The sequence below is a fragment of the Fibrobacter sp. UWB12 genome (assembly GCF_900142485.1).
Lineage (GTDB): Bacteria > Fibrobacterota > Fibrobacteria > Fibrobacterales > Fibrobacteraceae > Fibrobacter.
In genome coordinates this window covers 285,803-308,721 of the sequence record NZ_FRAZ01000006.1, presented here as the reverse complement: position 1 = coordinate 308,721, position 22,919 = coordinate 285,803, and the positions used below count along the sequence as shown (strand labels likewise).

Here is a 22,919-nt window from a genome sequence, read left to right as displayed (position 1 = left end):
TATATGTCCTGACTGCTAACCACTATTTACTAGTCACTTTTTTATCTTTATGGCGAAAAAGGGCTCCAGGGAAGTACCTTGGGGCAACCGTTTCGATTGTCAAAGAATAAAACGAAGGATTTATGGCAAATCGTGTTGTTATCGGCTCCCAGTGGGGTGACGAAGGAAAAGCCAAGGTTGTTGATTTCTTAACGCTCGATGCAGATATTATCGTGCGTTTCCAGGGCGGCGCTAATGCCGGCCATACCGTGGAAGTAGGCGACAAGAAGTTCGTATTCCACTTGATTCCCTCGGGCATTATGCACCCGGACAAGATTTGCGTCATCGGTAACGGCGTTGTGCTCGATCCGATCCAGACATTGAACGAAATTGCAGACCTCCACACGAAGGGCATCAACCCGGAAGGTCGTCTGTTTATCGCTAACAACGCACACGTCGTGCTCCCGTACCACTCCACCTTGGATAAGGCCAAGGAAAAGAAGGCCGGCAAGGCTGCTATCGGTACTACGGGTCGCGGTATCGGTCCGTGCTATAGCGACAAGGTGAACCGCATTGGCGTGCGCGTGGGTGACCTCATGGACGAACGCGAACTCCGTCCGCGTGTCGAAGCTATGGCCAAGGTTCACAACGAAGAATTCAAGGTGATGTACGATGTTCCGGAAATTGATCCGGAAGTGGTCATCAAGGACTACCTCGAACTCGGCCAGAAAATCAAGCCGTTCGTTGCCGACGTGAGCGAAATGCTTTACAAGGCTTTGAAGGAAAACAAGCGCCTCGTGTTCGAAGGTGCTCAGGGTACAATCCTCGACGTCGACCAGGGCACTTACCCGTTCGTGACCTCCAGCAACACTGTTGCCGGTTATGCAAGCTGCGGTGCAGGCATTGGCCCTACGGCTATCAACCAGGTTGTCGGTGTCGTCAAGGCTTACACGACCCGCGTGGGTAACGGTCCGTTCCCGACGGAACTTTTGGACGAAACGGGCGACACGCTCCGCAAGATCGGTAACGAATACGGTGCAACGACCGGTCGTAACCGCCGCTGCGGTTGGTTCGACGCTCCGGTGGTTCGCAAGGCTGCCATGGTGAATGGCCTCACGCACCTCGCAATTACCAAGCTTGACGTGCTCGATACGTTCGATACCATCAAGATTTGCACTCACTACGAATGTGATGGCGAAAAGATCGAAAACTTCCCGAACCAGCTTTCCAAGGTCGGACGTTGCGTGCCGGTTTACGAAGAAATGCCGGGCTGGAAGTGCGATACTACCAAGTGCCGTAAGCTCGAAGAATTGCCGGCTAACGCTCGCAAGTATCTCGATCGCATGGCTGAACTTGTTGGCGTGAAGATCGGTATGATTTCTATCGGTGCTAAGCGCGACCAGAGCATCGTCGTTGATCTGGACTAAAACAAAAAAAGGGGAAAATAAAATGGATACGACCGCAGTTGATTTGTTGAAGGGAGTTGAACTCTTCTCGGAGCTCAACGAAGAACAGTTGGGAATGATTGCCAACCTGGTAATCGTTAAAAACTTCAATCGCGATGAGACTGTGGTCTTGGAAGGTGACGATTCCGTGCAGGCTTTGTACTTAATCGCCACCGGCTCCGTGCAAGTCTACATGACGGGCATCGATGGCCGCGAAACCATTTTGTCTTTCCTTGAACGTGGAGACTTTTTCGGGGAGATGTCGCTCATTGACGGCGAACCCCGGTCTGCCTCCGTCCGTACGGTGACTGATGCAACTTTGCTTGTCATTCACCGTGAATCTTTCCTTAGCTTGATTCGCAAGACTCCCGAAATTGCAATGGCGCTCATGAGCGAACTTTGCAAGAGGCTCCGCAAGGCGAACAAGCAGATTGGCTCGCTTTCGACAATGTCTGTGTCTGGCCGTGTGGCAGGAACGCTCCTGAACTTGATGCAGGAACGTGGCGTGCGCATCCATACGGACAACGGAAACATGGTGACTGTTATCCATAACCGTCCGACGCAGCAGCAACTTGCCGATATGTCGGGAACGACTCGCGAAACGGTAAGCCGCATTTGTTCCTTGCTTGTCAGGGCGAACGCCATTGCGATGACCGGCAAGGATATTGTCATCTTTGACGAAGATGCGCTCCAAGAAAAAGCTACTAAGGGCTAAGCCCGACAAGAATTGTTATGAATAAAATAAAATCGATTTGGAATAAGATAAGGCAAACAGCTTTCTTCAAGGCTTTCGTCATTTGGATTGTTGTTGTTGTCGCGCTTGTCTTTATGGTCGATAAGCTTTTGATGCCTGCATTTGCAGGTGCATTCGCCCGTACAGGTGAAGTTCCGAATTTGGAAGGCCTTTCCGAAAAAGCTGCAGAAGCGGCTTTGACTTCGGCTGGCTTTAAGTACGAATGGATAAAAGAAGGCCGCTACAGCACGCAGGTGCCTGCAGGTATGGTGCTTGTGCAAATGCCCAAAGCTGGCCGCACTGCAAAAATTGGACGCACGGTAAAGCTCACGAAAAGCCTCGGGCTCCGCAAGGTCGTTATTCCTGATTTGCGCGGCAAGAGCCAAAAGCAAGCCGATATTTCGCTTGCCCGAGCTGGCCTTATTCAAGGTGAAATTGTGAAGGGCGCCCACCAGAGTATTCCGCGCGGTGTCGTGATTCGTACAATCCCGATTGCTGGCGATACTGTTCGTGTTGGCGATACGGTGAAGGTTGTGATTTCTGCCGGTGTTACGACAGGTCGAATTTTGCTCCCCAATTTCGAAGGAATTCTCATGGATGAAGTTTATCCGCAAATGGATAGGCTTGGTTTTAAGGTTGGTTCTGTAAAGCGTCAAAAGAATGAAGAAGGCGCACGTCCTGGTTCTGTTATTGAAACGTCTCCGAAATACGGTGACTATCTGAAGCCGGGTACTCGCGTGAACTTTATTATTGCTGACTAAGATATTTTTGGGAGTTTGTAATGCGTCATGTACTTTTTTCGTGGGTGCTTTCTTTGGGAATGGCGGCTTTGTGCGCCTGTAGCTCTGCTCCTGCCAAAAAGAGTGACGTTGATACAAAAACTCTAACCGCAGCTGATTCAGCCTTGGTGAAAAAAGTCGCTGAGGATGTCGATTCCAAGCAGCCCAAGGTCGAGGTGGATCTCGAAGCCGCCCATGAGTTTTTCTTCCTTGCAAAAACCATGGAAATGCGCGGTGAACATCGCCAGGCGGATTTCTTTTGGAAACAGGCCTACAAGGCCGATCCGACGAGCCGCTATTTGGGATTTGGCGTTGCCGAACGTCTAGTTGCCGCGGGCGAAGATTCGCTTGCCCTCGTCGAAGCAAAAAAGGCTTCCAAGCTCAAGGGTAAACGCACCGCTGCTCAGTATGCTTTGCTTGCGCGTCTTTATGTAAAGGCGGGCGAAGTTGATTCTTGCCGCAAGTATTTTGTGATGGGCCTTGATTCCTCGCGCTATCAGGACATGGGCCTCCTTTATGATTATAGCTTGTTCCTTGAAATGGTTCGCGATGAAAAGGAACTTGTTCGCGTTTACGACTTGCTTTTGCCCAAGGTCAATTACATTTCCACATTGTTCCAGCGTCAGCTTTCGCTCCTTTTGGACATGGGTCGCGATTCCGCTGTTGTTGACCTTTTCGGAAAGGCTCATGATGCTACCGGCGACAAGCAAATGCTCTTGCAGAAAGTTCGCGGTCTCATGGCAATGAAGCGCTTTAAGGAAGCTGTTGCTGTTGTCGATACGCTCACAAGTGCAAAACCCGAAGATGAAGAAATGACGATTATGGTACTTTCTTCGATTCCTGGGGACAGCGCCTATGCCTTTGCCAAAAAGAAGTATTACGAAGATGGCGTGCGTACGCCTGCGGTTTTGTGCTTTATTGGCCAGTACGAATACGATATCGACATGCGCGACAGCGCAAAGGTGCATTTGCTCGCATCTGTCGATAAACTGCAAGGGCAGCCGAAATATGCAAACCGCGCTTACCTTGGACTTGTGAATATTTTCGCAAGCGAGCAGAATTATGCAGAGGCTATCAAGTATGCCGAAAAGTCCGACTCCGTATCGAACGGCGATACCAGAATGTTGCTTGCTTCCGTGTATGCTCTTGCCGATAAATACGAAAAGGCTTTCCCGCTGCTCGATTCTCTCATGACATTTTGGGAAACGTGGAAACCGCTCCCTGGCGTTGTGGATTCTGCAAATCTCGTACAGATGAAGAACGAAGCGCAAATCAAGTACTTGCAGGTTTTGGACATCTATTCGAGAGCGCTTATCGGTGAAGCTTTGGACATTGAAAAGGATTTGCGTGCCGATTCTGCGAAAAAGGCTCGTGCAGTCGACAATCGCACAAGAGCAGAATCCATGCTCGAAAAGTTCTTCGCAAAGGATTCCTCGTACAGCCGCGTGCGCCTTTCGATGGCGATGAACTTGGAACGCCTCAAGCGCTATGACGAATCGTTCCGCCATTTTGAAGCGTTATTGAAACTGCCTGAATTCTCGCCGCACGAAATGGCTTCGACCTTGAACTATTACGGCTATTCGTTGATCGAAATCAACCGCACTCCTGCCGAAGTCGAGAAGGGATATAAGCTTGTGCTTGAAGCGCTCACGCTTGAAAAAGATGGCGAAGGCAAGGACGCTTATTTGGATTCCAAGGCTTGGGGCTTGTACCGCATGGGCCGCTTTGACGAAGCTTACCAGACGATGCAACTCATCGACAGTAAAAAGATGAGCCGCGACGATGTGTTCTGGGAACACATGGGCGCCATTCAGGAAGCTCTTGGTCTGAAAAAAGACGCTCGCAAGTCTTATAAGAAATTGCAAAAGCTGAATCCAAAGCACCCCGCTGTATTGAAGTTCTTTGGCAAAAAGAAGTAGGTTCGTATGACCTTCAATGTGGCGAAATGTTCTGCCCTTGTGCGGGGATTGTTTTTACTGCTATTGCTGTCGCTTTTATTGACTGGGTGCGTTGGCGGAAAGCAATCGACTGCTCCTGCTGTTCCCGGTGCCGAGGCCCCTGCTGACAGCTTGAAGGCTTTTTTCTCGCTCACGATTTATTTGCCGGATGGCAAGACTCAAGATTTGGATGCCGTACTCTTTTCTGTGCCGAAAAAGCGTTATCGCATGGAATTGACTGGCACGCTTGGCATAGGCGTTGCCTCGCTCTTGTGGCTTGAGGATGGCTGGCAGATGGTGTTCCCCATAGAAAAGATGTACACGAAGGGCGCCGGCTACATGGTCGGGCTTTTGAACGATCCGTCGCTTCCGCTGGTACATATTCATCAGGTGGCGGGGCTATTTGACGGAAAGGTTTTGCCTGAAAAGTTCGAAGTCAAATCGTCGCGCGATACCGTTGGTGCCGATTCTGTCGCTATGAAAATTGTTGAAGCCCGTGAAATGTCGGGCCGCCATTTTGCGTATGCCGAAAAGAATGGCGAAGTGCAGTGGCTCGAAATGCCTGGCCGCGATGGGAGTCGCGAACGGATTATTATCGGGGAATACAAGGAATTCAAGGGCGTCAAAACTCCGTCGAAAATTTCTTTTGTTCGTGATACGACGACTTTCCTCGACTTGGATGTGAGAAGAGTCAATCGCGGAAAACCTTTTGGCTCAGGTACCTGGCGCCTCAATATCCCGAGAAGTTATAAGCTCATCGGTGAGTAAATCCTAAAAATTATTAGTTAATAACAATTAACGAGTAACTTTTTTCTGCCTACAGCCTACTGCTTACGGCCTACTTTTGTAAATTATAATCATGAAGTTGAATGCCAAGTTTTTCGCATTGTTTTTAGGTGTATTCTCCCTAATGTCGTTGGCGCATGCCGCTGACACGCTTGAAGTTTTCGTGCTGCGCGTGCAGTTCAAGAAAGAATCTCCCGACAACTCGCTTACTACGGGTACGGGTGTTTTTGGCTCCGATACCGGGACTTACAACCTGGATCCGTCCGAAAGCCGCGGCAATAAATACTATTGGCAAAAACATTTGAATTTTGCTAGCGCTTATTACAAGGCGGCAAGCGGTGGCGAGCTTATCATCAAGGATAGCATCCTTCCTACGGTCTACACGCTCGACAAGCAGATGATTGACTATAACCGCACGCAAAAGATGAAGGGCGAAAAAACGGCCGAGTACGATTCTGCTCGCAGTTGCGATTACTTGCGCTTTGTCTATGATGCCGTGATGGCGGCGCACAAGTCCGAAAACGGTTCTCCGTTCAATATTCCGCTTTCCAAGAATCCGAATACCAAGCGTGCGTTCATGATTGCACATGCCGGTTCCAGTAGCTTGCTGGATGGCGGCAGTATGGGTACGAAGGGTGCGAATACGCCGGGCGATTTTTTTGACGTCTATATTTCACGTAACGAATGGGTCTTTTTGCCGGACACTCTCCCGGGTGTCGTAATTGCAAAGGATTCCGTAAATAACGGTATTGTACTGAAAGGTGCTGCGGTTGATACCATCAAGTCCATGATGGTGGTGAGCGAAACGGCTTCGCAGGATGGACTTAACTGGGGTATCAACGGTATCGTAGTGAACCAGATCGGTCGCGAGCTCGGATTGCCCAATACGTTCGACGATGTCAAGGGAACATCGCGTCTCGGCTATTTTGATATTATGGACTTTGCGGGCTACAATGCGGGTAACGGATTCTTCCCAGTGTTGCCTGCGGCTTGGGAACGCGCATACATGGGCTGGTCCAACGTCAAGGAAGTCCGCCCGACGGCGGGGCATCCGGTAACGGTCGATATTGCTGCTGCAGGTAGCGGTCTCGGGACCGAAATTGTGAAGGTCCCTTTGAGTGCAAGCGAATACATCTTGATAGAAAACCGCCAGCGTTCCTGGAATAAGGATGGCTCGATAAAGGTTTATCTTGGCGAGGCAAAGCAAAATAACGATACGACTTTTAAGTCTATTCTTGTAGATAGCCTCTATACGGTGTTCGAGGATAGTATTTGCAACGATGGCAAATGCAAGCGCAATGAGAAAAAGGCTAGTGGCCTTGTGCTTGGCGTGAACAGCTTTGATGCGGGCCTCCCGGCGAGCGGGATTGCCGTATGGAAGGTGAATGACTGGTATTTGCGCGAATCGTTGCGCTATGGGTCTGCAAACCAGTGGGGTGGCGAGTTCAATCGCGATCACCAGTTTGGACTTACGCTTGTGGAATCGGACAATGTTTTGAGCATTGGAAAAATGTTCAAGAATGCAATTGGCGAAGATACTCAGGATTATGGTAGTGGTGCGGACTTGCTCCCGCATTTGCGCTACGCTAAGGACAAGAAGTTTGATACGGTCAAGACGATTCTGCCGACAGGTTATGCCAATACAGCGACAACGCAGGGTGGTTATACCGGTTTCAAGATTTCTGTAGAAATTCCGAAGGACGCTCGCATCGAAAAGACAGCAAATGCGTTCATGGGCGATAGTGTCATTAACTTTGCGGCGCCTGTTATTCGTGTGACGATTAGCGTTGATGACGGCAGCATCGAAAATTCGAAGTTCCCGAAGAATGTCGGGCTTGCAAGTGCTGTGCGCGGAGCCGTGTTCGTCAATTACGAAGATGAATCGACGGGCAAGGCTATTGTGTTTGCTTCTGAAGATGGAACGCTCCAGGCGTTGAACGCACTTGGCGATACGCTTTTTGTTTCGGATACGTCTGTGGTGCAAAAGCAGGTCTCGCAAAAGAATAAGACTGTAGATGTGCCGCTGTACCGCTTGGGCCCGAGCTATGGCCCTCTTGTCGGGCTTGCAGGCGATGGCGAACGCGTTTATTCCTTGCACAAAAAGCATTTGGTGCGTACATCGTTTAATTCTGGCGTTCCGATGCAAGACGTGATGGATTTGCAAAAATCCGTTTCGGGCGCTCCTTCAATTCAGTCCGCATTGGTTGGCCCGATTGTTGCAAGTTCGCACTTGTTCTTTGCTTCAGATTCGGGATTCTGGACTGTGAATTTGACTGACGAAATGACTCGCTCATTTACCTCGACCGAAAATATCGCTCACCCGCAAGACATGGCTCTTTGCAAGGTGGACAAGCAAGATTACTTCGCGGTTGTTGTTGGTGAAGATGGCAAAATCTTTATGCGCAAGTTCTCGCTCGAAAACAAGGCCGATGCAAAGCCGAGCTTTAGCAAGCAAAATGCCGGAATTGCGCAGGTGAATGCATCCAAGAATGAAAAGTTCCATGTGGCATGTACGGACTTGAATCGCGATGGAACTGTTGAAGCGGTGATGCTTGGCAGTCGCGGTACGGTGGCTAGCTTTAAACTTGGTGAAGGTGGTAAGCAGTCTGCCGAATGGACGCATGTCTATAAGCGCGGGGCTTCCGGTACAAGTGGTCTCTATGATGAAAATTCTGGAATTGCCTTTGGCGATTTGAATGGCGATGCTTATCCGGAAATTGTATTCCTGGGCGACAATCTGGTCTATGCTCTTGATCGCTTTGGCCTCCCGATTGATGGATTCCCGGTAACGATTAATCGTGGTACTCCGATTTACGGATTCCATAGTGACCCGCTTGTGGTCGATGTGACTGGTGATAAGATTCCTGAAATTCTGGTGCCGTCAAACGATGGCCTTGTTTACGCATACATGGGCAAGGGCAAGCGCGTTTCTGACCGTTTCCCGATTGCTGCAGGCGGTTTTGAAATAATCGATTCTGTATCGCAGATTGCGCCGATGAGCATTTTTGTAACAGATGCGGTCAAGAATTCCAAAGGCCCTGAACTTTACGCATTCCACAGGAATCGCGTGACTGCGTTCCGCTTGGATAAGGCCGCCGATGGCGCCGAAAAGGCTGCGTCGGCATGGTCACTCCCGGCTGCAGGCAATGAACGCACGGGATTCTTCGATGCATCCAAGCTTGGCGATGTCGATGCTGTAAAATCGCAGGATGAAATTTCGGAATTCTTCATTTTCCCGAACCCGGTTCGCGGTGGCGAAGCGAAGGTCCGCATGGGACTTGGTGCTAAGCCGCGCTCGATAAAGCTTGAACTTTATGACATTACGGGTTTGTGCGTGTTCAAGAAGGATATCCCGGATGGCGTTGCTGGCATGAACCAAGCTAACCTCGACTTGCATAATCTCGGTAGCGATATCTATACCGCTCGACTGAAGGTCAAGTTCGAAAGCGGCAAGACGAAGCAGAAACTTTACCGCGTGGGTGTCGTTCGTTAGTCGATAAACGGAGGGTGAACTATGCGTCTGGAACAGATTTTATCGCATGGCGTGTCGGTAGCGGTTTTATCGCTTGGAATGTGCTTTGCGCTTGGAGCCTGCACGGCTAGTGGTGAGTCTGTCGAAGGCGAAGCTATTATCCCTAGTGATAATGGCCGTTCGTCCCCAGTGAATCAGTCGTCTTCGAGTAAAGGTTCGCCGCAAGTGGACTCCACGGTCTTTACCATGTTCGAATGGTCGACTATTCCCAAGGCGACGATTACCCGTGGTGTGAATTCTTTTGGTGTCAATTCGTTTGCAATTGCAACAACGGAAGTGACTCAAAAGACTTATGAATTTGTCATGAACAGTTTGCCGAAACAGCTTAAGAGTGGCGAAAATCGCGCCGTTTCGGATGTGGACTGGTTCCGTGCAGCACTCTTCTGCAATGCGTTCTCAAAGCTTGTTGGGCTTGATACGGCCTATGTTTACAAGTCCATTGCCGGTGATTCTTCTTTAGTAGATTTGACCATCAATTACTCCGTTGCATCCATCCGCCTCCCGACTGAAAATGAATGGGAAGTGGCTGCTCGCGGTGGTACCTCGACGACGTATTATTGGGATACCGACGTTGCAACAAAGTATGCATATTATGGACAAACTACGGGTCCTGATGAAGTGGCTCAAAAGTTGCCGAATGCTTTTGGTCTCTACGATATGGCCGGTAATGTTGCTGAATGGGTAAATGACTGGTATGACACTTATCCGAAAAACGGGAGCAATAATTACGTGGGCCCCAAAACTGGTGATTTTCGCGTTATCCGCGGTGGCGGCTGGTCGGACAAGGTAACCGCACTTGCACCAAAGGAACGTGAAAAGCTAAATCCTGTGCAATCCAAAGTGACGATTGGCTTTAGACTGGTCTATTCTACCGGTTTTTAAAGCAGCCTTCCTTTTGTCTTGATTGAATTTTTTTAGATTATTATGCATGAAGTATGCCTATGCGCTAACTGTAATGCTGTGTGGACTTTTTTTGGGATGTTCCGAACAAAAAACGGAGCCGCTTCCTGATTTGCCGCCCGTAGAAATTCCTGCGGATGTTTTTGGCTTTTATTCAGGAAAAATGCCTTGTGATGATTGCAGGCAGCGTGTTGTAGATATGGACTTGTTCAATGACGGCAAGGTTGTTGCTGTCGAGACTATCCTCAAAGATTCCGCGAAAGTCGATACGCTCCGCGGAACGTTCGTGTATGCCGATAGTATTGTTAAGGTCAGCTTGTCGGAGAATTCGATAAATTGGGCGTTCAAGCGTGATAGGGTAGGGAATCTTGCCTTTATGAAGCTTGGCGATGTCTATCGTGATTCTGATGGCATGAAGGCTGTGCTAATTCGTTTTTATAAAAAACTTAAAAAGTAAGAGCTTATCGATATGTTTACTGCCTTAATTGCCGATGACGAACCTCTAGCACGCGTACGCATGCGTTCCCTGCTCGAAGCTTATTCGGGCGAAATTGAAATCCTGGGCGAAGCGGCTTCTGGCGCGCAGACGATTGAAAAGATTCATGAACTCGATCCGGATGTCATTTTCCTTGATATCCAGATGCCGGATATGGATGCTTTCGAAGTATTGAAGTCTCTGAACGAAGATGATATTCCGCTCATCGTGTTTACGACGGCCTACGACAACTTTGCGCTCCGTGCATACGAAGAAAATGTCGTTGATTACCTTTTGAAGCCGATTGATCCCGAGCGTTTGCAGGCGACAATGGCGAAACTCCATAAGCGCATGCCGCACGAAAGCGGACAAGGCGTTCCGGCAGATTTCTCGTGGGACAAGTTCAAGGAAATGATGAGCGCGAGCGGACTCTACATGCAGCGCTTGCAGGTCAAGCAACCTGACCGCATTTTGCTTGTGAACATGGACGAAGTAATCCGTTTCCAGAGCGAAGAAAAGTACACGACCGCATACACGACCACATCGCAGTACATTATTGACCTTACGCTTGTGGAATTGGAAAAGCGGCTTGACCCGCGCCAGTTTGTTCGCGTGCATCGTGCGCATTTGGTGGCAATTGACTATATCTCCGAAATACGTAAGACGGACAGTGGCCGCCTTTGCGTTGTGCTTCGAGACAAGAATAAAACACAGATTACCGTTAGCCGTAACTTTGTAAAGACGGTCAAGAGTTTGTAATTGGGAGTATTGATGGAACAGACATCTCCAAAAAAGAACGTAAAGAAGTTTCTTAAATCATTTACACGTGAAGTTATTGTACCGGTTATCCTTGCACTGATTGTTATCCAGTACGTTATCCAGGCTTTCCAGATTCCGAGCGGCTCCATGGAAGATTCGCTCAAGACTGGCGACTTTTTGCTTGGCCTCAAGTTTACTTATGGTTCGCCGATTCCGTTCTCGAACCAGAATTTCCCGGGATACGCAGTGCCTAAACATGGCGATGTCGTCATCTTCCGCTATCCGGGCGAACCGGAATATCCCGATAACAATCCCAAGCGCTACACGCATTTGTTCAACGCACTTATGCTGGGCAATTACTATTGGGACCATGCCCCCGAAAATGGACAGCCGCACTTGGTGCATTACGCCGATGGTCCGAAGGATTACATCAAGCGTTGTGTTGCTGTAAGTGGCGATACCGTTGCTGTTCATGGCGGCAGACTTTTCTTGAACGGCAAGCGTCAGGATTCGCTCCCCGCATTCGGAAAGTGGACCGCTAGCGTTCGCACGCTTTCGCCGAGAGACGAAGTCGAAGAATTTGTGGTGCCCTCCGTTGGCGATACGCTGTACGTAGATTCTCTCCCGATGATTAAACTCTGGTGGCTACGTTCGCTTGTGGCTCAGGAAAATCCGGATTCTTCTGTGCGCCTGGAACTTTCGCTTTTGCGTAATGGCCGTGAAAACAACAATTACGTGTTCAATGATTTCAAATTCCCGGTCGAGAACGATCGCTCTCTCTTGCTGAATGCGATGCTTTCGAGAAACCAGACCGTGCTCCAGCAGCGTCTCACTCTTGGCGATTCTTTGTCCGGAGCGATGCCGTTCAACTATTTCAGGGAACTTGCGAAGATTGGCTTTTTGCCGATGCTCGACCCGCATGATCCTGATTTGAACCGCGGCTTTACGCGCCCTGTAAGCTACGTGTCCTTTGAAGGCTCTATTCTTCAGGATCTCGATGGTAACGTGAAGCGCCTTAACATGGTGCCTCCGGCACCGGTTGATTCTACGGATTCTACTGAAGTTGAAGAAAAGAACCATTTTGAAATCCAGCGCAACCTTTATCTGGGTTCCGAAAAAATTGACCGCTATGTTGTTAAGTATCCGCAATTCTTTATGATGGGCGATAATCGCGATAATTCCGCCGATAGCCGTTATTGGGGACTTGTTTCGCTGCGCAATATTCGTGCAAAGGCATTTATCATTTACTTCTCGTTTGAAAATGATGATGGAAAGTTTGCTCTCGGCAATCCGCTTACTTGGTGGCGCATTCCGTTCCGTGTTCGATTCACCCGCATTGGCAAGATTATTGATTTGATTAAGTGAGAATGAAGTTCTCGAAGGTTACATATTTATTGGCGTCATGCCTGATGATAGCTGCTTGCGCAACGCAGGTGGCTCCTTCGGGTGGACCCGAAGACAAGCTCCCGCCGCGTGTCGCGGCGGTGTCTCCGGCGCCAATGACTACGAACCATCCGAATGAACTGTCGGTGAAGTTGGAATTCGACGAATGGATTAACGCTTCGATTCCGCGTGGTGCAATTTCGATTTCGCCTCCGATTGAAAAGAAGTTGCGCTACGAAGTTCATGGCAAAATGCTCGAAGTTTATTCGCGTGCGGAACTCGATACCGGTACGACTTATACGGTTACTTTTGCGGGTGGCATCAAGGACTTGCGCGGTAATGCACTTGCAAAGCCCTTCCAGGTTGTTTTTTCGACAGGAGCTATCATTGACTCCCTGACGCTTTCGGGCCGAGTGATGGTGCCGGATTCTCTTGTCCGCAAAAAGAATTACCCGAGCGTAGGGCTTTATTTGATGGGTGCTGAACGTGAATCCAAGCGCTATCTTGAAAAGTACCGCGATACGGTCACGCATGTGCTAGATTCGCTCCCGATGCTTACAAAAGAAGAACCGCTTTACATCACGGCGGCTGATAGCATTGGAAACTTTACGTTTACGGGGCTTAAAGCTGGGCATTATCGCGTAGTCGCATTTGTCGATGGGAATGGCAACCACAAGATTGAACCTTCGTCAGAACTTGCCGGTGTTTGGGTCTCGGACTTGCAGTTGAATGAAACGGTGCATGATACTTTGTGGATTGCGCTTGCGAACCAAGATACGTCTTTAATGGAACTGGACAACGTAACGCAGCCTTTTAAGGATGTGCTCGAAGCGAATTTCACGCGCCGTGTTTATTTTGATTCTGCTTTTGCGGATACGTCCAATTGCTATTTGTCTTCGAAGGATGGCGATACGCTTTATCCTCGACTTGTTTATCTCAGCACATCTAGCGCTCCGCGCTTTTACTTTGACCCGAAGCCGAAAGACGAGGTTTTGTACAAGTTTGTTTGCTCCAATGGCAAGGATTCTTTGAATCATGTGCTGGATACCGCTCGAAATTATGCTGAAATTGAATGGAAGGAAATGGAGGGCGATACGCTTGCTCCGAAAATCCAGACTGTTCAGCTTACAGGAAAGGCTAAAAATGCATTCCCGAAAGATTCCTTGATTGTTATTTACAACAAGCCTGTTGTCGATTCCTTGAAGGATATGTTCTTTATTGTCGAAAATAAGGATACCGTTCAAGTTGCTGCGAAAAAGCTCGATCCGGTCCGCTACCTTGTAAAGCGCGATGCCCCGTGGCCGACAGATTCCAAGTTCAACTTGTTGCGTGGCTATGCCGATACGACTTTGGCCAAGGCCGATAGCAATGGCGTCCGTGATACAGTAATCAAGACAAAGTACGAAAACAAACTTACGTTTGAATCCGTTTCCAAATTGAAGCTTGCTTCTATGGCAGGCAGAATTCCTGGTGCAAAGACGGGTGCTGTTGTTCGTCTCAAGTCTGTAGAAACTGGCAAGTTTGAATATGCAAAGTGCTCTCCTTATGGAGTATTTTCCTTTAACGACCTTGTTGAAGGTGGTTACATTATTGATTATTATTATGCAGATAAAGGGACTGGACTTCCCAATGGCGGTTCTTTGAATCCCTTTAGCTTTGGCTCTGCATGGCGATCCCCGATTGATACGTTGAAAATCAAGAGTGGTGCAAACGATTTAGAACAACTGATGCCGAACTTGCCGGCATTGCCTTAAAGGATGGATGAAGATGGAAAAAATTCCCGCATTTGTGGCGCTAGACTTGGAAACGACCGGACTTGATTTCGAGAAAGACGAAATCATCGAGGTGGCTTTAGTTCGCTTTGAAAATGGCGAACCGAAGGAAAATCTCGATTTTCTGGTGAAGCCGACTTCTGCAGAACTTCGTCCCTTTATTGAGACGCTTACCGGCATTAACAAGGCAAATTTGGAAAGTGCTCCGGATTTTGCAACGGTTGCAGGGCAGATTTGCTCGTTTGTCGGGGATCTTCCGATTGTAGCCCATAATGCCGTTTTTGATTCCAAGTTCCTCAAGCAGACTTTTGCAAAGGTCGGCATTTCTTACGATTCCCATGTGTTCTGGGATTCGCTTACGCTTTCGCGCATTGCGTTCCAGGATGTTCCGAACCATCGCCTTGATACTCTTGTGCAGGAACTCGATATTGAACGTAGCCGTGCTCACCGCGCTTTGCCCGATGCCGATGCATGCGGTCGCTTGTTTGTAAAGGCTCTTGAAAAGATTTCTACGATGGACCCGTGGATCTACGATGCTCTTTCTCAAGTTGCCAAGGGCTCTGGCTACGAGACGCTTTTCACTTCAAAAGTCGAAAAACTTGCTGCTCCGAAGTACAAGCTGCCATCCGCTCCTGCTCCGGAAGCTTTGCCCAAGTCCAGGGCTCCGCGCGTGAGTGAGTTCTTCAAGGAAGGCGGATTCATTTCGTTTGTTGTCGATGATTACAAGCCGCGCCACAACCAGCAAGATTTTGCCTCGGTCATGGAACGCAACATGTACAAGGGCGGCCTCTGCGTGCTCGAAGCTCCGACCGGTTCTGGCAAGACACTCTCGTACTTGATTACCGCAGCGAACAAGGCTATTACTGGCGAACGTGTTTTAATCAGTACGGCAACTCGCACTTTGCAGGAACAGCTCTGGACGCAATCTATCCCGCAGATTGCAAAGATTTACAATGGCGAGCTCCGCCCCGCAATTTTGAAGGGCCGCGACAATTACCTTTGCCTTCGCAAGTTCGAAGAATTGTTGATGCATCCGCAAACGCTCCTCTCCGCTGAAGAACGTGATTCCTTCATGGCTCTGATACCATGGGTGCTCACAACCGAAACGGGCGACATCAACGAATGTAATTCCTTTAGCCAGAGCCGCAATCGTGTGCTTTGGTCCAAGCTTTCGTGCAGTGCCTCTTGCTGCAATGGCGAAAATCACTCGTGTCACGAAAACTGCCCAGCGCTCATTGCAAAGCGCAAGGCCATGAATGCGAACATGGTGCTCGTGAACCATTCGCTCTTCCTTTCGGACTTGCAACTTGATTTTGCGTTGCTCCCGTCTTACGAGCACATCGTCTTTGACGAAGCGCACCGCTTGCCCGAAATCAGCAACCAGATATTTGGTCGTTCTATCTCGTTCTTCGGATTCAGAAATATTGCGAAAACGCTTGAACCCTCCAAAGCTGGTGGCGATGGCCTCATTGCAGAAATTGCAAGCCGTATCCCGGCAGAACAGCCGGAACTTCACGAACTTTGCGACAAACTTTCTGAATCCTTGGCCGAAGCTGAAAAGGCTCTGCACCGCTTCTTCATGAAGATTGGCAAAAAGCTTGCCAAACAGAAGAATGGCCGTAGCGGCTTTACGTACACGAATAGCATTCTCGCTGAATACGAAGCAGACCCGGCTACGTTCCTCGAACAGTACAACAATGCCCGTGGCTTTGCTGAAAAGCTCGTTGCCGCGACTGCGAACATTGATGCTCTCAAGGGTGTCGTGAGCGATCTCGATGGCCGTATGGCCGAAATTGGACATTTCATTTCGGACTTTGAATTTGTCACAAAGGCTGGCCGCAATGATTGGGTCTTCTACATGGAAGAGCCGTTCAATCCGCATACCATCAAGCTGCATGCAGTTCCGCTCCACTCCGGTAAAGTCTGGAAAGAAAAATTCTACCCGTGGATCAAGTCTGCGACGTTCACGTCTGCAACGCTTTCTGTGCAGGCAGACCTTTCGTACTTCTTGCAGAAAATGGGTATGGATACGCTCAGGGTAAAACAGCCGTTTGTTCGCGTTTATACGGAACAGTCCGATGTGAATGAACGCCGCTCTGTGATGGTCGCAAAGTTCCTCCCGAAGCCTTCGGCTCCGGAATTTGGCGATGCCTTGAACGATACGCTTTTGAAGGTGCTTCCGAATGTCGAAGAAAATACGATGGTGCTCTTCACAAGTGTCGCAACGATGATGAAGGCGCAGGCTGCACTTGCTCCGGCATTTGCCGAACGCAACAAGCTTTTGCTTTGCCAGCATGTCGATGGCTCGCTTGACGGTCTCGTGGCGATGTTCCGCAAGGAACGTGGCGCTTGCCTCTTGGGCTGCCAAAGCCTTTGGGAAGGCGTGGATTTCCCGGGTGATGCGCTCAAGTTGCTCGTCATTACGAAGCTCCCGTTCCCGAACCCGACAGATCCGCTTGTCGCTGGTATCACGAACGAGATGAAGGCTGCCAACAAGAACTTCTTCAAGGATTACTTTGTACCTGAAGCTTACATCGAACTCCGTCAGGGTATGGGGCGCCTCTTGCGCAACGATTCCGATTCCGGCAAGGTCCTTATTTTGGATAACCGTGTTATCCTCGAACGCTACGGCAAGACCTTCTCCCGCATTTGGAACTTCAAGCAGCGCATCGCAGGCTCCGTCTCCGATATCGAAAGATTCGTGAAGTAATCTCGAACATTATCCTAAGCAGCTATCCTCGCGACCTGTGTTGAGCTTGTCGAAGTAAATCGAGGATGCTTTGCAAGGTGTCATCCTGAGCGAACCCTGGAGCGTAGCGATAGGGGAAGTCGAAGGATCCAGTGACTTGACATGCCGGCCACCGCGCTGACTTTGTCATACATATTCCTGCTGCTTTGTCATGCCGCACTTGTTGCGGCATCGCCTTTTTTGTAGGAAAAACGAATTTTTGTATATTGATTTGTTAAAATGAATGTGTAAAAAGTAGTTGAATATTTAAAGTGGATAGAAAATGAAGAATGCAGTTAGACTTTTTGCCTTTATTGTTATGTTGTTTAATTCTCTATTTGTTGCTGGATGTGGCGAAAAAGATGTAGAGGTTCTAAACGAAGAATGCAAGGAACATGGCTTTTTTACAAAAGGGGATTTGCCTGAATATTGCAAATATGAAAAAGAACGTTTCAAATTTTATATGGGTGTGGCAATAGAAGATTTCTTAAATACTTATGCAGCTAATGATAGTGTTTTTTCTTTAAAGGATGATTTGTTGATTTATTTATATGGTAGTAAATCGTTTATTTATTCGAAAAATAAAATTGGTGGTGATATACTATGGTCTGATTATTGTGAATCGTATATAAAATTAAATGAAGAGCAAATAAAAATTATTGATAGCCTAGAGAAAAAACTAATAGCAGAATCTGCTGAAAAACCTGTAACAGGAGAATATATGGGTAGATTGTTGCTATGGCGTGGAAAATACGGGGCCTCGAAAAATAAACATTTTGATTTCATTATTGTCAGCAATATATACTATAGTCCTAGGTCTGAACAAGATTATTATGCGTATCTAAAAGATTTGTACGCTGGTAGATGCAGAGGTGATGAAATTCGGGTAAAAAAGAAAATTGAGTTGCTAAAATGCTGGGAAAAAAAGGAAAAGAATCCTGAATTGCATTGTGGACCTTTGAACAATGATTAACATACCCCTAAGGGCGGAACCCTCCCCCATTGTTCAATACCTGTTCACGTGTGTAGCCCCTTAACTAACGGCCCATTTTTTATTATATTTGGCACCCTGCTTTAAGGTGCATAATGTTTGATTTAAACGCTTTTTTTGATGGTATGTCCAAGCCCTTGCTTCGCAACGCCCATGCTAAGGCGTTCGGCAAAAAGGGACTTTTAAACAATGCTCTCATCCAGTCCGAAACACTGTCTTTTTATTCCGACAAGGAACGCGTTGCGGGACTCTTTTCCAAGATGGAAATGTGGCAGCGCCGCTGCCTGAATTTGATTTATAATAGCGGGTCTAGAGGACTTGCATTTAACGAACTTCGACTGACGGTCCCTGTAAGCAAAAATCGCGAACTCCAGACGTTCCTCCTTACGATGTGCCGTGAATACGTGATTTACCGCTCTTTCGTAGGTGGCACCCCGATTTACATGGGCTTTGGCGATTTTGTCGGTTGCTTTGACATCAAGCCCGAAGGCGAAATCGACACGGTATCCCCGTTGATTTCTTTCCAGAACCTTTTGGATTGGCATATTTGCATTGTGCTTGCGAACGCCAAGAAAAAGCAACTCCGCATCAACGCGAACGGGACGCTCCATCGCCGTGGCCGCCAGATTTGCGCCGAAGCGTTTACTTCGTCTCGTCATGTTTCCGAAAAGGCTTGCGAACACGAAATTTCGCTTATCTTTAGTTTTCTCGTGCAGAACGGTTGGCTTGAACGCGAAAACTCCTTCTTGCTTCCGTCGGCAACCGCAATTGATTTTATTCATAAGAACGGGTTCCGCTTGCATCAAGATGTAATTTCTTGGTGGATCAAGGAACGCTTCCATGGCGACCGTAATCTTTGCGCTCGCTTGCTGAGCGGCTTGGGCGAAGGCCTTTCCGCAGCTGATGCAGCCCTCCTCTTCTGGGTGATGGATCCGTCTTACCGCATTCAAGAAAAGAACAAGGTGTTGCCTTGGGAATTCATGCCGCGTCCGCTTTGCGAACTTTGGATTTTGGGCCTTGTCGATTTCCGCATGGCACAAGGCAAGATTACTTCCGTTGTTCTGAGCAAGTCGGGTAGGGATTGGCTTGATACGTCTATTGCGTCTATACCCGAAGCAAACCTTACGGCGCTTCCGAACTTTGACTTGGTCGTTTCTACCGGCATGGCTCCGCGCGTGCTTTACTCTCTCGCATGCCTTGCTAAAGTCAAGAACGACGAAACGTTCCTTTGTTTCACGCTCGAAAAAGAAACGTACGTTGCTGGCCTCAAGTGCGGTTTCCCCGAATCCGAAGTTGAAAATCTTCGCAACTGGCTCAAGCCGCCTGAGAACGTTTCTTCGACACTTGCCGAATGGAATGCTTCTTTCTATGGTGCCAAGGTGCGCACGGCTCGACTCCTCAAGGTCGAAAGTGCCGAAGTGCTTAGCGAACTTTCTCGCTTCCCGCAGTTCATGGAATGTACCGAAGAATACATCCCGGGTTACGGCTTTATTTTGAATCCTGAACTGGAATCTCGCGCATTCGAAATTCTCGAGAACTACGGCTTCTTCCCGTATGCTGGCGAATCGACCGAAAATCGCACGCCCGCTGCCCAAGATGAATGGAAGGCCGAATTCTCGATTGCATGGCCGGAATCCAAGAAAATCGACTACGATTTGAGAGACGAGGCTGACGAAGCTTCTGCCCAGGCAACGATGGATTCAACCAAGTATGGTAGCGTTTATCAGAAACTGAGCACGTTTGATCTTGTGAAGGTCTTGCGCTATGCAAAGACGGTGGGCACTCCGCTTGCTGCAAAAATTATGGACAAGTCCAAGCGAAACGCAAAGCTCGAAGAAAAGATGTTCTATGTGCATGCGCTCCATTTGGCAAAGTCCCCGTCGATGGTCGAAATCCAGGAAAGCGGCAAGGAAGAAAAGTTCTCGCTCGACCTTTCGTTTATTCAAGAAATCAAGGTCTTGAGCAAGAAAGCCGCCGCCCCGCAAGTGTAATTAGCCTGATTTAAATGCAAAAAATCAGTCATCCTATTCTAATAGGGTGACTTTTTTATTTTGAAAAAAAGCGTCGGCCAAGGCTATTCCTTCGCAGTTGCGTGCAAAACGAGTGTTGCGACGGGCTGCTTGCAGACCGGCATAACCGAGTGAAGCCGCTGACGCCGTAGGCGTCAACTCCGAGCTGGGGCCCCGCCCGCATGACGTGCTTTTAATAATGAATTTTAAAATAGGTTTTGGGCGGTAGCCCAATTTTTTCTATCATTCCCTCAATGAATCTTGTCCGCATATTCCTTTTGCTGAGTGCGCTTGCTGCGTGCTCTTTCGGAGCATCCTCTTCTATGGAAAATCTGTTGTTCAATGGCCGTTGGTCCCATGCAGGCGGTGTAAGCCGTGCCAGTGCGCCTGCCGCATCCATCACGTTTAACGCCAGGGCCTCCAAAATTACGTTTACGGTCGAAGGCCATTCTCGCTGGCGCCTTGACCGTGACGGCAAGCAGATTGAACAGTTCGAAGTCGATTCCAAGGAAAACCGTGCCATCAAAGTGCAGGACGACGGTTCGTTCCACAAGTACCGCTTTATCAAGATTAGCGAAAGCGGCGTTCCCGAAATCAAGTTCTACGGCATTTCTGTCGATGGCGAATTTGGCGATGCGCCTAAACCTTCCCGTCGTCGCATCGAGTTCATCGGCGATTCCTTTACCGCAGGTTACGGTTGCGAGGGTTCCTCTGCAGAGGACGCTCCCGAGTTCGACAAGACAAATGCCTCCAAGAGCTATGCCTACCTCCTTGCGAGCGGTTTCAATGCCGACTACCAGGTGAATGCCTACAGCGGACGCGGTCTTGTGCGCAACTACGACAATATGGTACCCGAATGGACGTATGAACGCCTCTATGATTACACGGTTATGGGTTCGGTGACCTCGTATTCAAAGCCGGAACGCTGGGATTTGGAAAAGTTCCACCCGCAAGTGATTGTGATTTTCGAGGGAATTAACGATTTTCAGGGTAATCCGCCGTATGCAGATAAAGGAAAATTCAAGAAAGCGTATGCAAAATTGCTTGAAAAGCTCCGTAAAGCTCACCCAGGTGTGAAATTTTTGCTTGTTTCTACGAAAGTTTGGCCTAATGATGACCTTGGTCCGACAATAAAGTCTATTTACGATGAACAAATTGCCGCTGGATACAAGGATTTGGACTACAAACACGTCTTTACATCGAATGTCGGTTTGCATGGTCACCCCGACACTCATTCCCAGGAAGAACTCGCGAATACCTTGAGGCCCATAATCGCTCGACTTGGAGGGTGGCTTTCAAGATAATTTCAAGTTAAAAACGTCCTTTTTTGTATATTTAGAATGTCATGGTCTAAAACGGATATGTGATTATGTCTTCAAAGGTTATGAGAAAAGTGTATGCCCTTTTCAGGATGAATTTCCTGATTGTTGTGCTATTGGTGGTGACCGCCGTAGCCATGTTCGCATATAGGCATTTCTTGGACGATATTTTAGACATCAATCTCGGTGAACATCCCTATGTGGTTGCTAGTGCCGACTCCGTAGACGGAGGTACCTCAGCCATCTCCATGATGCGTACCGACAGCTCCGTCGTTATCGAGTATGAACTCCGTGAAGGCTATGCTTACCCGTATGTGGGCATCAAGATATATTTGGGCGATGGTAAGTCCAAGGGGCTTGACCTTTCCAAGTACGACAGCCTTTTCGTATGGCTCAAGCCGCGTAACGAAGGCTCCGTGCGCCTTTACATGCGTGGTTACGACAGCGGTCTCTACCGCAAGAACGACGAGACTTCCCTCAAGTTCAACGAAATCGAATTTACTCCGACCAAGGAACCGTACCCGGCCGTGTTTGTCCCGCAGGAATTCCGCGTGGCTGGCTGGTGGGTTTCCCAGAACGAAATCAACGTGCACAAGGCGCGTGTAGACCTTTCGAATATTCCGCTGATTGAAATCCAGACGGGTACGAACGCTCCGCTCGGATATGGCGGCATGGAAATCAACAGGCTTCGCTTTAAGGGCAAGAAGATTTCGCAGGTGGACCTCGTGACGACGCTTGTCGCTCTTTGGTTCGTCACCTTCCTTATCATCTTGATTATCAGATTCTTTGACTACAGCCGCGAACGCGCAATTAACAGAAAGAAGCAGGAAGAACTCAAGAAGAACCTCCGTGCTTTGGAAATCGAGAAGAGCGAGTATGAAAAGTCCAGTAGGGAAGACCCGCTTACCGGTTGCCTCAACCGTGCAGGCTTTAGCGGTGTTCTCCTCCGCGAACAGGAAAAGCTGAACAGGACGGGCGGCCCTGTGTCGTTCATGATTTTCGATATCGACCACTTCAAGGAAGTGAACGATACTTATGGTCATCTTGTTGGTGACGAAGTCCTCGTGAACCTTGCAAAGCTTGTGCAGGGCATGATCCGCAATACGGATTCCCTCGTGCGTTGGGGTGGTGAAGAGTTTGTGATTCTGAGTGACGACACGAGCATCCAGAATGCCGCGTTCCTTGCTGAAAAACTCCGCAAGGCAATTGAATCGTCAACGCTCATTACGCAGCAGCAGGTGACCTGCTCCTTTGGCGTGACCGAGATGGTTCCGGGTGAAGACCCGAAGTCCTTCATTGCCCGTGCCGACAAGGCCTTGTACACATCGAAGGAAAGTGGACGTAACCGCGTTACCGTGGCAACGTTCAGGCGTAACCATTAGAGGTTTCGAA

General features: G+C 48.7%; 16 protein-coding genes. All 16 read left to right on the top strand.

Annotation, left to right across the window (positions count from 1 at the left end; translation table 11 throughout):
• Positions 1 to 122 precede the first annotated feature (122 nt).
• The 16 genes from BUA34_RS11250 to BUA34_RS11175 all read left to right on the top strand — a co-directional run bounded on the left by BUA34_RS11250 (position 123) and on the right by BUA34_RS11175 (position 22,909).
• Positions 123 to 1,406, top strand: coding sequence for an adenylosuccinate synthase (locus BUA34_RS11250; RefSeq protein ID WP_072829615.1), 1,284 nt, complete (start codon positions 123 to 125; stop codon positions 1,404 to 1,406).
• 22 nt (positions 1,407 to 1,428) lie between these two features.
• Entirely contained in the window at positions 1,429 to 2,139 is a 711-nt protein-coding gene (locus tag BUA34_RS11245; RefSeq protein WP_072829613.1) for a Crp/Fnr family transcriptional regulator, read from the top strand.
• A 17-nt stretch (positions 2,140 to 2,156) separates the two neighbouring features.
• Positions 2,157 to 2,918, top strand: coding sequence for a PASTA domain-containing protein (locus BUA34_RS11240; protein WP_072829611.1), 762 nt, complete (start codon positions 2,157 to 2,159; stop codon positions 2,916 to 2,918).
• Between the two features lie 20 nt (positions 2,919 to 2,938).
• A complete protein-coding gene (locus BUA34_RS11235; RefSeq protein WP_072829609.1) occupies positions 2,939 to 4,855 on the top strand; it encodes a tetratricopeptide repeat protein in 1,917 nt (638 codons plus the stop codon).
• Positions 4,856 to 4,861: 6 nt separating this feature from the next.
• Positions 4,862 to 5,641, top strand: coding sequence for a hypothetical protein (locus BUA34_RS11230; RefSeq protein ID WP_072829607.1), 780 nt, complete (start codon positions 4,862 to 4,864; stop codon positions 5,639 to 5,641).
• A 142-nt stretch (positions 5,642 to 5,783) separates the two neighbouring features.
• Positions 5,784 to 9,152 (top strand): hypothetical protein, encoded by a 3,369-nt coding sequence (locus BUA34_RS11225; RefSeq protein ID WP_254794444.1) that lies wholly within the window; start codon positions 5,784 to 5,786, stop codon positions 9,150 to 9,152.
• A 21-nt stretch (positions 9,153 to 9,173) separates the two neighbouring features.
• The gene (locus tag BUA34_RS11220; protein WP_072829603.1) at positions 9,174 to 10,073 is read left to right on the top strand and encodes a formylglycine-generating enzyme family protein; all 900 of its coding nucleotides are present in this window, start codon (positions 9,174 to 9,176) and stop codon (positions 10,071 to 10,073) included.
• A gap of 91 nt (positions 10,074 to 10,164) precedes the next feature.
• A complete protein-coding gene (locus tag BUA34_RS11215) occupies positions 10,165 to 10,548 on the top strand; it encodes a copper resistance protein NlpE N-terminal domain-containing protein (protein WP_254794443.1) in 384 nt (127 codons plus the stop codon).
• A gap of 12 nt (positions 10,549 to 10,560) precedes the next feature.
• Positions 10,561 to 11,325 (top strand): LytR/AlgR family response regulator transcription factor, encoded by a 765-nt coding sequence (locus tag BUA34_RS11210; RefSeq protein ID WP_072829598.1) that lies wholly within the window; start codon positions 10,561 to 10,563, stop codon positions 11,323 to 11,325.
• 12 nt (positions 11,326 to 11,337) lie between these two features.
• On the top strand, positions 11,338 to 12,690 hold the full coding sequence (lepB, locus tag BUA34_RS11205) for a signal peptidase I (RefSeq protein ID WP_072829596.1): 1,353 nt from the start codon (positions 11,338 to 11,340) through the stop codon (positions 12,688 to 12,690).
• Positions 12,691 to 12,734: 44 nt separating this feature from the next.
• Positions 12,735 to 14,462: an Ig-like domain-containing domain gene (locus BUA34_RS11200; protein ID WP_254794442.1), complete on the top strand. Its 1,728-nt coding sequence runs from the start codon at positions 12,735 to 12,737 to the stop codon at positions 14,460 to 14,462.
• A 7-nt stretch (positions 14,463 to 14,469) separates the two neighbouring features.
• A complete protein-coding gene (locus BUA34_RS11195) occupies positions 14,470 to 17,190 on the top strand; it encodes a helicase C-terminal domain-containing protein (RefSeq protein WP_254794441.1) in 2,721 nt (906 codons plus the stop codon).
• Positions 17,191 to 17,491: 301 nt separating this feature from the next.
• Positions 17,492 to 18,181, top strand: a complete 690-nt coding sequence (locus BUA34_RS11190) for a hypothetical protein (protein WP_072829592.1) — start codon at positions 17,492 to 17,494, stop codon at positions 18,179 to 18,181.
• Between the two features lie 113 nt (positions 18,182 to 18,294).
• A complete protein-coding gene (locus BUA34_RS11185) occupies positions 18,295 to 20,190 on the top strand; it encodes a hypothetical protein (protein WP_072829590.1) in 1,896 nt (631 codons plus the stop codon).
• Between the two features lie 341 nt (positions 20,191 to 20,531).
• The gene (locus tag BUA34_RS11180; protein WP_254794440.1) at positions 20,532 to 21,512 is read left to right on the top strand and encodes a GDSL-type esterase/lipase family protein; all 981 of its coding nucleotides are present in this window, start codon (positions 20,532 to 20,534) and stop codon (positions 21,510 to 21,512) included.
• A 107-nt stretch (positions 21,513 to 21,619) separates the two neighbouring features.
• Positions 21,620 to 22,909 carry a GGDEF domain-containing protein gene (locus BUA34_RS11175; protein ID WP_254794439.1) on the top strand — a complete coding sequence of 430 codons (1,290 nt, stop codon included), beginning with the start codon at positions 21,620 to 21,622 and terminating at the stop codon, positions 22,907 to 22,909.
• Positions 22,910 to 22,919: the final 10 nt, after the last annotated feature.